Genomic DNA, 9,241 nt, shown 5'->3' on the forward strand with positions numbered 1-9,241 from the left:
CAGCCGCCACCGACCACCGGCGGGGGCCGGCGACTCAGGCGCGGGCGCGGACCTTGGGGCGGCCGGTGGGACGTGAGGGACCCGGCCCCACGACCGGCGCCTCGGGAGTGACCTTTCCCACGACGTCGTCGGCCGCGTCGGTGGCGCTCGTGTAGCTGCCGTACCCCGACGACGCCGTGTGGCCCTCGCCGTAGAGGACCGACCCCACGCCGCGGCGGGGCGCGAGGTTGAGGACGACGCCGAGCACACGCGCCCCGACCTGGCCCATGAGCTTGGCCGTGTGGCGCGCGTGCTCCTTCTGCGTGCGCCCGACCGCGAACACGAGCAGGGCACCGTCCGTCATCGCGGCGAGCACGCCGGCGTCGGTCACGGCGAGCAGCGGCGGCGCGTCGAGGATGACGACGTGGTCCTTGGACAGGTGGTCGACGAGGGCGTGCATGCGCTGCGACCCGAGCAGCTCGCTCGGGTTGGGGGGCACCCGGCCGGCGGCGATGAACGACAGGTTCGGGTGCTCCGTCTCCTGCAGGGCGTCCTTGAGCTTGACCTGCCCGGACAGCAGCTGCGACAGGCCCACCCGGCCGGACTGGTCGAGGACGCCGTCGAGCGTGGGGCGCCGCAGGTCGGCATCGATGACGACCGTGCGCTGCCCGGCCTCGCTGAGCGTGCGCGCGAGCGTCGCCGACACCGTGGACTTGCCCTCGTGCGGGTTCGCGCTCGTGACGACGAGGCTGCGCAGGCTGCCGTCGACGGCGAGGAAGCGCAGGTTGGTGCGCACCTGCCGGAACGCCTCGGCGGCCGGGCCGAGCTCGTCGAGGCGGCCGCGCGCGGTCTCCTTGCGCAGCTCGTTCGTCGCCGGGACGACCCCGAGGACGCTGGCGCCGACCAGCTCCTCGACGTCCTCGACGGTGCGGATCCGGGTGTCGAGCTGGCGACGCAGGAAGACCAGCGCGTACGCGACGGCCAGGCCGACGAGGCCGCCCACCGCGAGGTTCTTGCGCGGGCTCGGGGCGATCTTGGACCCCGGGAGCGCGGTCTCGATCGGGACGATCTGGACGAGCGGCTTCCCGCCCGAGGTGGCGGTGGCGACCCGCTCGAGCCGGTCGGCCTCGACGGCCGTCGCGGCGATGACGGCGTCGGCGAGGACCCGTGACTCCTCCGCCGTCGGTCCCGTCGCGGTCACCTTGAGGACGACGCTGTTCTCGGCGACGCTCGCCGACACGCGCGCGGCGACCTCCGCCGGCGACGCGTCGATCCCGGTCGCCTCGATGGCGCGCTGGGCCACCGCGCGACCGGTGACGAGCGGCAGGTAGGAGTCGGCCTTGGTGCCGCCGAGCGTCGTGGCGACGAGGCCCTCGCCGGACGAGCGCTGCTCCCCCGAGACGACGACGTACCCGCTGGCGTCGGCGACGTACACCGGCGGCATCCGCTCGGTGATGACGACCGCGGCCGCGACCCCGACGAGCGTGAGCACGACGAGGTGGAGGAGGTGGGCGCGGGAGAGCCGGACGGCGTCGAGAAGGGTCACAGGGCGTCCTCGGTTCTGAGGGGCGCGGGAGGGGGTTGCAGGCCACCCGTGCTGGTGCGCCGATTTTATCGGCGCCGGTCACCGGGTGCGCGGCCGTCGGGGAACCTCGGCCCTAGAGTGACCGAATGACCGAGGAGGCCCTCGTCCCCGTCGCCGTGCGGGTCGAGCTCGCGCACGCCGCGGTGCAGCGCCTCGCCGAGGAGACCGGCGTCGACGTGCTCCACATCAAGGGCCCCGCCGTGCACCCCGGCCTGCGGCGCCGCACGAGCGGCGGCAGCGACGTCGACGTCATCGTCCGCCCCGACGGCGTCGACCGCCTCATGGGCGCCCTGGCCGAGCACGGTTGGCGGGTCGAGACGACGTTCGAGGCCGGGTCGGCCTTCGACCACGCCGCGAACCTCTACCACCCGAGCTGGGGCCTGCTCGACGTCCACCGCCACTACCCCGGGATGGACCGTGACCCCGCGGCGTCGTTCGCGGTCCTCTGGCGCACGCGCGGCACCATCGAGCTCGGCCACGTGCCCTGCGCGGTGCCCGACCCGATCTCCCAGTCGCTCGTCCTCCTGCTCCACGCGGCCCGGAGCACCACCCCCGGGGTCGAGCACCCCGACGTCGAACCCAACTGGACCGACCGCACCCCCGAGGACCGCGACCGCATCCGCGCCCTCGCCGCCGAGACCGGTGCGACGGTCGCGCTGGCCGCGGCCACCGGCACCCTCGGCGAGCACCGCGACGACCCCGAGGCGGCGTTGTGGCGGGTCTTCAGCGAGGGCGGTGACCGCCTCGACGAGTGGGAGGCTCGCCTGAGGTCGGCCCGCGGGGCGCGCGCGAAGGCGTCGGTCGTCCTGCGCTCCTTCGGGGTCAACCGCTACTACCTCGCCCAGCGCCTCGGGCACGAGCCCTCGCGCCGCGAGGTCGCGGTGGAGTTCGCCCGCCGCCTGGGCGCCGCCGGACGTGGCCTGGCGACCCGGGTGCGCAGCGGGGCGGACCGCGGGGGGTCCGCCCGATGACGACGGCCGCCGACCGCCTCGTCGTCCCGCCGAGCACCGGCTGGGTCCAGTGGGGCGACACGGTCTACCCCGCGGCCCTGCCCGACGGCCCGCCCCTCGTCCTCACCGGTCCCGGCGCGGTCGTCTGGAACGCCGTCGTCGAGGGCGGCACGCTGGCCGAGGTCGTCGAGCGCGTCGCGGCGAGGGTCGGGCAGCCGGTCGAGGAGGTCGCCCCCGGGGTCGAGGAGTTCGTCGCCGGGCTCGTCGCGGCCGGTGTGGTCGCGCGGCAGGCGTCAGCCCGCTGACCCGCCGGGCGGCCGACGGCGGGTGAGGTGCCCGATGCCGGCACCGAGCACGGCCCCGGCACCGTTGAGGACGACGTCGAGCACGCTGGGGTCGCGCGACACCCCGGGCAGCCCCTGCACCAGCTCGACGAGCACCGACAGGGCCCCGAGGGCGCCGACGACGACCACCGGGCGCCACCGCAGCAGCACGACCCCCAGCCAGCCGAGGGGGACGAAGGCGAGGACGTTGAGGACGACCGCGTACGCCTCCGGGGTCACCGACGCCGGCACCCCGAGGTGGAGGAAGAAGACGTAGACCGCGACGACGGCGCGGTTGAGCGACCAGCCCTCGGGCCACAGCAGCACGGCGAGGACGCCCGCGAGGAGGACGGCCGCGAACGCCGTGGCCCCCCACCGCCCCGCGCGTCTCACCGGCCCAGCATCGCCGACGCGAGGGTCTCCTGCAGCCAGGTGAGGAAGTCGTACACGGCGAGGGCGTACCCGAGCGGGTCGTCGTCCTCGAGCTCGGTCGCGGCCCGCTCGAGGGTCTCGAGGTCCTCGTCGGTACGCAGCCCCATCCGTTCGCCGAGGACGAGCCGGACGTCGGTGAGGGCCACGAGGAAGGCGCGCGCCTCGGCCTCGCTGAGGCGCAGCCGGTCGTCGTGGCGCAGCGTGGCGGCGGCCTCGGCGAGGGCGCCGGCCTTGCGCTGCCGCAGCCCCGTCTCGGTGAGCCGCCGGAACTCAGCGGCGGCCTCGTCGTCCACGCGGTTCGCCGTGGGGAGCAGCCGGTCGAGGGCGGGGTCGCGCTCGAGGGCCGCGGCGTCGAGGTCGACCTGGTCCTCGGGGGCGACGGTGACCCCCATCCCGAGCCCCGCGACGATCGCCGAGAAGTCGTCGTCGCCGCCGACCTCGGGGTCGGCCGGGTCGAGGAGGTCGTGGACCTGGTCCATGAGCCCCGCGATCGTGGCCCGCTCGAGGGGGTCGAGGGTGGCGGCGAAGCGCACCTCGCCCCCCGACCCCTTCCGGCGGAAGCCGCGGGCCATCAGACGTCCTTCTGGAACGTCGCCCAGAGCCCGTAGCCGTGGAGGGCCTCGGTGTCGGCCTCCATCGCCTCGCGGCTGCCGTTCGACACGACCGCGCGGCCCTTGGTGTGGACGTCCATCATCAGCTTCTCGGCCTTCGCCCGGCCGTACCCGAAGTGGGTCTGGAGGACGTAGGTCACGTAGGTCATGAGGTTGACCGGGTCGTTCCACACGATGGTCACCCACGGGGTGTCGGGGGCGACGTCACCGCCGGTGGCGGTGACCTCCTCCGTCATGGGTGCGAGCGACACGCCCCAAGGATAGGAGGGGTCGGGGTCCGGCTCCTCAGCGGCCGCGACCGGCGTTCCACGTGCCGGCGTACGTCCCGTCGTCGACGGCGCGTCCGGCCTCGCCGAGCTCGAGGGGGCGGAAGGTGTCGACCATGACGGCGAGCTCGTCGAAGTAGTGCTTGCCCAGGCTGGCCTCGGCCGCACCGGGCTGCGGCCCGTGGGCGTGCCCGCCCGGGTGGAGGCTGATCGAGCCCTTGCCGATGCCCGAGCCCTTGCGCGCCTCGTAGTCGCCGTCGACGTAGAACATGACCTCGTCGCTGTCGACGTTCGAGTGGTAGTAGGGCACCGGGATGGCGAGCGGGTGGTAGTCGACCTTGCGCGGCACGAAGTTGCACACGACGAAGTTCCAGCCCTCGAAGACCTGGTGCGCGGGCGGCGGCTGGTGGATGCGGCCCGTGATCGGCTCGTAGTCGGCGACGTTGAACACGTAGGGGTACAGGCAGCCGTCCCAGCCGACGACGTCGAGCGGGTGGAACGGGAGGACGTGGACGGTCCCGACGATGCCGCCGCTGCTCGAGGGGCCACCGCCGCGGTGCTTGATGTAGACCTCGGTCGCCTCGTCGGGGTCGGCGCCGACGTCCTCGGCGAGGAGCGGACCACGGGGCACCCGGAGGTCTCGCTCGCAGTAGGGGGCGTGCTCGAGGAGCTGGCCGTACTTGCTGAGGTATCGCTTCGGCGGCGCGATGTGGCTGCTCGCCTCGATGCAGATGGTGCGCAGCGGGTTCCTCGTCGAGGCCTTGGGGATCCAGCGGTGCGTCGTCGCCCTCGGGATGATGACGTAGTCGCCCTCGCCGACCTCGAAGGCGCCGAAGACCGTCTCGACGCGGGCGCTGCCGCGTTCGACGTACACGCACTCGTCGCCGATGCCGTTGCGGTACCAGGGGCTCGCCTTCGCTGCGACCGCGTACGAGAGACGGACGTCGCCGTTGCCGAGGAGGAGACGTCGGCCGGTGACGACGTCGGCCTCCTTGGCCTGCTTCGGCGTGAAGAGGTCGTGCATCCTCAGATGGCGCGGCAGGAGCGGGTGGTTCGGCGTCGTGCTGAGGTCGCCGACACTCCACTCGCGGTACTCGGCCACCGTCGAGGGGATGTTGCGGTGGTAGAGCAGGCTGGAGTCGGAGGAGAAGCCCTCCTCGCCCATGAGCTCCTCGTAGTAGAGCTCGCCGACCTGCCCGCGCTTCGCGGGACGGCGGTGCTGGGTGTGCCGCTTCGGGGGGATGCTGCCCATCGCCTGGTAGTGCGCCACTGGTCTGGTCCACCTCGCTGTGGTCGGGAAGGTCGCTCCGTCGCAGCCTAGGCGCTGACGCAGAGACCGGACACCCGTGCACGGGGGCGGCGGCACATTGGTCAGATCGTGCTGCCCGGACCCGGCCCAGGTGGTCACAGTGCCCACCCGCGACGGCTGAGGAGGGACAGCTCGCCCCGCTCCAGTAGCGTGGCCCGCATGCCCTTGCCGACGACGGACGGTCCGACCGCTCCCCTCGCCGCCGACGGCCCCCTCCTGCGCGGCCTGCTCGACGACGCCTCGCTCTTCCCGCCCGCGGCCCTGCCCCTGGCCCAGGCCCTCGCCGCGCACCGGAGGCACCGACGCTCCCCCTACGCGGCCGCGGTCGGGCCCTTCCTCGTCGCCGGGTCCTCGGTCGCCGACCTCGTCGCCGTCCTCGAGGAGGACGACCCGGCCGAGCCGCTCGACGTCGTCCTCGTGGCGCGGCCGGGCGCGGACCCGGCGGTGCTCACCGCCGCGCACGACGCGCTCCGCGACCACCCCGTCGTCCGGGTCGTCGGCGCCGAGCTCGGCTGGGAGGACGGCTGGCGCGACCTGGGGCTCGACGACGTCACCCTGGCGCTCGAGGTCCCGCGTGGGGAGCGCCACGGCGCCGCGCTCGCCGACGTCGCGGACGGGGTGCGGGAGGGACGCCGCGTCCTCGCCAAGTTCCGCACGGGACCCACGGCCACGTGGGCCTGGCCCGACGAGGACGAGCTCGCCGCCGTCCTCGTCGCCACGGTCGGCGCGGGCCTGCCGCTGAAGCTGACCGGCGGGCTGCACCACGCGGTCCGCGGCACCTACGACGTCGACGGCGTCGCCGAGGAGAACCACGGCGTGCTCGACGTCCTCCTCGCGACCGCAGCCGCCCTGTCCGGCGCCGGCGCCGACGAGGTCGCCTGCCTGCTCCGCCTCCGGGACGCCGCGGCGCTGGCCGAGCTCGTCGGCGCGTGGCCGGACGCCACCGGCGTCGCCGTCCGGCGCGCCCTCGTGTCGTACGGCTGCTGCACCGTCACCGACCCGCTCGGCGAGCTCGCCGTCCTCGGCCTCACCGCCCGTCCCTGACCGTTCCACCCGACCAGCTCCCCCCGGAAGGACGCCATGACCTGGCTCGACCTGCCCGCCGACCACCCCTTCGGGGTCCACAACCTCCCGTACGGCGTCTTCTCCGCCGGTGACGACGAGCGCCGCGTCGGCGTGCGGGTGGGCGAGCACGTCCTCGACCTCGCCGCGGCCGCCGAGCACGCCGGGATGGAGTCGGCCGTCGTGTGGCGGACCCCCTCGCTCAACGCGTTCCTCGAGCAGGGGCGCGAGGCGTGGACGGCGGCGCGCGAGTGGTTGACGGAGGTCCTGACGAACGAGGCGCACCGCGACGCCATCGAGCCGCACCTCCTGCCGGTCGCCGACGTGGCGATGCACCTGCCGGTCGAGGTGGCCGACTACGTCGACTTCTACGCCTCGGAGCACCACGCGACGAACATCGGGCGGATGTTCCGCCCCGACTCCGAGCCGCTCACGCCGAACTGGAAGCACCTGCCGATCGGCTACCACGGCCGCTCCGGCACCGTGGTCGTCTCGGGCACCGACGTCGTGCGGCCGTCGGGCCAGCGCAAGGCGCCTGCCGACCCCGCCCCCTCGTTCGGCCCGTCCGTGCGCCTCGACATCGAGGCCGAGCTCGGATTCGTCGTCGGTGGCTCCACCCGCCTGGGCGAGCCGGTGCCGATGGCGGAGGCGGCCGACCACGTCTTCGGCGTCGTCCTCCTCAACGACTGGTCGGCGCGCGACCTCCAGGCGTGGGAGTACGTCCCGCTGGGGCCGTTCCTCGGCAAGTCGTTCGCGACCTCGGTCTCGCCGTGGGTCGTCACGCTCGACGCCCTGTCGGCCGCGCGGGTCCCGCTTCCCGGGCAGGACCCCGAGCCGCTGCCCTACCTGCGCTCCGAGGCGACCGAGGACGGCGCAGGGACCGCGTTCGGCCTCGACCTGCACCTCGAGGTCGACTGGAACGGCACGGTCGTCTCCCGTCCGGAGTTCCGCGACATGTACTGGTCGTCGGCGCAGATGGTCGCGCACATGACGGTCAACGGGGCTTCGCTGCGCAGCGGCGACCTCTTCGCCTCGGGCACGATCTCCGGCCCGGAGAGGGGGACGCGGGGCTCCTTCCTCGAGCTGACCTGGTCCGGCCAGGAGCCGGTCACCCTCGACGACGGGTCGACCCGCACCTTCCTCGAGGACGGCGACTCGGTCACGCTGCGCGCCACCGCCCCCGGCCCGGGCGGGACGGTCGTCGGCCTCGGCGAGGTCACCGGCACGATCCTCCCCGCCCGCACCGACTTTCCCGCCTGATGCCGGAAGCCTGCCGCATCGCCGCGGAACCTTCCCCGTGCGATGCGCACCCTTCCGGGGCGACGGCGGCTCAGGCGCCGGTGACCGTGAGGCGAACGGTGACGACGTCGTCGAGCTCGATGCCCTCGGCGCGGCGCACCGCGTCCTTGAGCGGCACGACGTAACCGCCGTCCTTCGGCCACAGCGCCGTGGTGAACTCGGTCGACCCCACGCGCCCGGAGACGGGGATCATCCCCCACCCGTAGGTCACCTGTGCCGACACGGCCTCGATCGCGCCGCACTCGTCATCGGGCACCGAGACGAAGTGGAACGGCGCCGGACCCCGCCAGTGCCAGACGACGCCGCTGAACTCGAGCTCCATGACGTCAGGCTAGGCCGGGACCCGGACGGGGTGGGCTGAGGACGGGCGGGACGCCGACCCCGTGCGCATGGGGTTCCGCGCCGCGCCACGACGGGGGAGGCCCGGCCGGGCACGAGGGTCCGTCGACGTGCCGCGCGGTCGTTTCCGTCCCGGCCTCGTCGCGCCCGGTCAGGCGGGCGTGGACGACGCTGAGCCGGCGGTCGCGGGGGCAGGCTCGCGTCCACACCGTGGTGCCGGGGAGCCGCTGCAGGAGGTGCTCGAGCTGGATGCCGGACCTCGCGTCGCCGAGGTCGGCGGGCTCGCCGGCGGTCTGGGAGGGACGGGCGGGGGTCTGGTCGGGGGCGGGAAGGACTGCGCCGTGGAGGGCGTCCTGCGGGTGGGTGGTGGTGACGCGCCCGGTGGGGTCGGTCCATTCGAGGACGGCGCCGGGCATCATGCGGGCGGTCCAGCCGGGGCGTTGTTTGATGCGGTGGTGGCGCCGGCACAGGGCGGCGAGGTTGTCCGCGGCGGTGGGCCCCTCCGGCCAGGGTCGGACGTGGTCGAGGTCGCAGGAGCGCGCGTTGACCGAGCAGCCGGGGAAGCGGCAGCGTCCGTCGCGGGCCCTGACCAGGGCGGCCAGCCAGGGCGGTGGCCGGTACCCGAGCACGTCGGGCATGGCTGTGCCGGGCTGGAGCGCGCCGGTGTCGCGGTGGCAGGGCGCGGTGGACACCCGCACCTCGAACCCGTTGCCGACGTCCCGGTCCTGCACGCTGTCCTGCTGGCGGGGTGGTCCGGTTCGTCGCCTGGCGCGGTGGGCGGTCCGCCCGCCGGTGCGGGTGGTGGCGGTGAGGAGCTGCTCGACCCAGGCGCGCGGGACCAGGGCCGGCTCGCCGGGTCGGAGGCCGCGGACCTCGACCAGGTCGCCTCCGCGGCTGGGTCGAGCAGACCCGGTGCCCGCTGCCGCGCCGTCGACGGCGGGCTCGACCGCGCTGTGCGCGCTGTCAATGTCGGCGTTCTCGGTGTGGGTGGTGTCGGCGATGTCCGTGGCGGTGGTGTCGGCGGGGGTGGTGAGGACCAGGGAGATGGTGACGGTGGCCTGGGCGGTGACGAGGTCGGTGAGGGCC

Annotated in this window: 11 protein-coding genes; 4 read left to right on the forward strand and 7 right to left on the reverse strand. The window is 74.5% G+C overall.

The window, feature by feature from the left end; all coding sequences use genetic code 11:
* Window positions 1-34: 34 nt before the first annotated feature.
* Window positions 35-1,525: a tyrosine-protein kinase domain-containing protein gene (locus ACK8HX_RS15695; protein ID WP_411941659.1), complete on the reverse strand. Its 1,491-nt coding sequence runs from the start codon at window positions 1,523-1,525 to the stop codon at window positions 35-37.
* Between the two features lie 125 nt (window positions 1,526-1,650).
* On the opposite strand from ACK8HX_RS15695, the gene ACK8HX_RS15700 reads away from it, so the two are divergent.
* Window positions 1,651-2,535 carry a nucleotidyltransferase family protein gene (locus ACK8HX_RS15700; protein WP_411941660.1) on the forward strand — a complete coding sequence of 295 codons (885 nt, stop codon included), beginning with the start codon at window positions 1,651-1,653 and terminating at the stop codon, window positions 2,533-2,535.
* The gene (locus ACK8HX_RS15705; protein WP_411941661.1) at window positions 2,532-2,819 is read left to right on the forward strand and encodes a PqqD family protein; all 288 of its coding nucleotides are present in this window, start codon (window positions 2,532-2,534) and stop codon (window positions 2,817-2,819) included. Before ACK8HX_RS15700 ends, ACK8HX_RS15705 begins: the two co-directional genes overlap by 4 nt.
* On the opposite strand, the gene ACK8HX_RS15710 is transcribed toward ACK8HX_RS15705, so the two are convergent.
* The 4 genes from ACK8HX_RS15710 to ACK8HX_RS15725 are packed head-to-tail and all read right to left on the reverse strand — an operon-like array spanning window position 2,808 to window position 5,416.
* Window positions 2,808-3,230: a VanZ family protein gene (locus tag ACK8HX_RS15710; protein WP_411941662.1), complete on the reverse strand. Its 423-nt coding sequence runs from the start codon at window positions 3,228-3,230 to the stop codon at window positions 2,808-2,810. The genes ACK8HX_RS15705 and ACK8HX_RS15710 overlap by 12 nt on opposite strands.
* Window positions 3,227-3,841, reverse strand: a complete 615-nt coding sequence (locus ACK8HX_RS15715; protein WP_411941663.1) for a DUF2017 domain-containing protein — start codon at window positions 3,839-3,841, stop codon at window positions 3,227-3,229. Before ACK8HX_RS15715 ends, ACK8HX_RS15710 begins: the two co-directional genes overlap by 4 nt.
* On the reverse strand, window positions 3,841-4,131 hold the full coding sequence (clpS, locus tag ACK8HX_RS15720) for an ATP-dependent Clp protease adapter ClpS (RefSeq protein ID WP_411941664.1): 291 nt from the start codon (window positions 4,129-4,131) through the stop codon (window positions 3,841-3,843). The genes ACK8HX_RS15715 and clpS overlap by 1 nt, the downstream gene beginning before the upstream one ends.
* A gap of 34 nt (window positions 4,132-4,165) precedes the next feature.
* Window positions 4,166-5,416, reverse strand: a complete 1,251-nt coding sequence (locus ACK8HX_RS15725) for a homogentisate 1,2-dioxygenase (RefSeq protein ID WP_411941665.1) — start codon at window positions 5,414-5,416, stop codon at window positions 4,166-4,168.
* A gap of 198 nt (window positions 5,417-5,614) precedes the next feature.
* Here ACK8HX_RS15725 and ACK8HX_RS15730 point away from each other — a divergent pair, with 198 nt between their 5' ends.
* Window positions 5,615-6,499, forward strand: coding sequence for a hypothetical protein (locus ACK8HX_RS15730; RefSeq protein ID WP_411941666.1), 885 nt, complete (start codon window positions 5,615-5,617; stop codon window positions 6,497-6,499).
* Window positions 6,500-6,535: 36 nt separating this feature from the next.
* Window positions 6,536-7,777, forward strand: coding sequence for a fumarylacetoacetase (gene fahA / locus ACK8HX_RS15735; RefSeq protein ID WP_411941667.1), 1,242 nt, complete (start codon window positions 6,536-6,538; stop codon window positions 7,775-7,777).
* Window positions 7,778-7,847: 70 nt separating this feature from the next.
* On the opposite strand, the gene ACK8HX_RS15740 is transcribed toward fahA, so the two are convergent.
* Complete coding sequence (locus ACK8HX_RS15740) at window positions 7,848-8,138, reverse strand: DUF1905 domain-containing protein (protein ID WP_411941668.1); 291 nt, start codon at window positions 8,136-8,138, stop codon at window positions 7,848-7,850.
* Between the two features lie 4 nt (window positions 8,139-8,142).
* Window positions 8,143-9,241 (reverse strand): HNH endonuclease signature motif containing protein (locus ACK8HX_RS15745; RefSeq protein ID WP_411941669.1); only part of this gene is annotated, 1,099 nt, incomplete at its 5' end.

It is taken from the genome of Oryzobacter faecalis (assembly GCF_046764005.1).
Lineage (GTDB): Bacteria > Actinomycetota > Actinomycetes > Actinomycetales > Dermatophilaceae > Oryzobacter > Oryzobacter faecalis.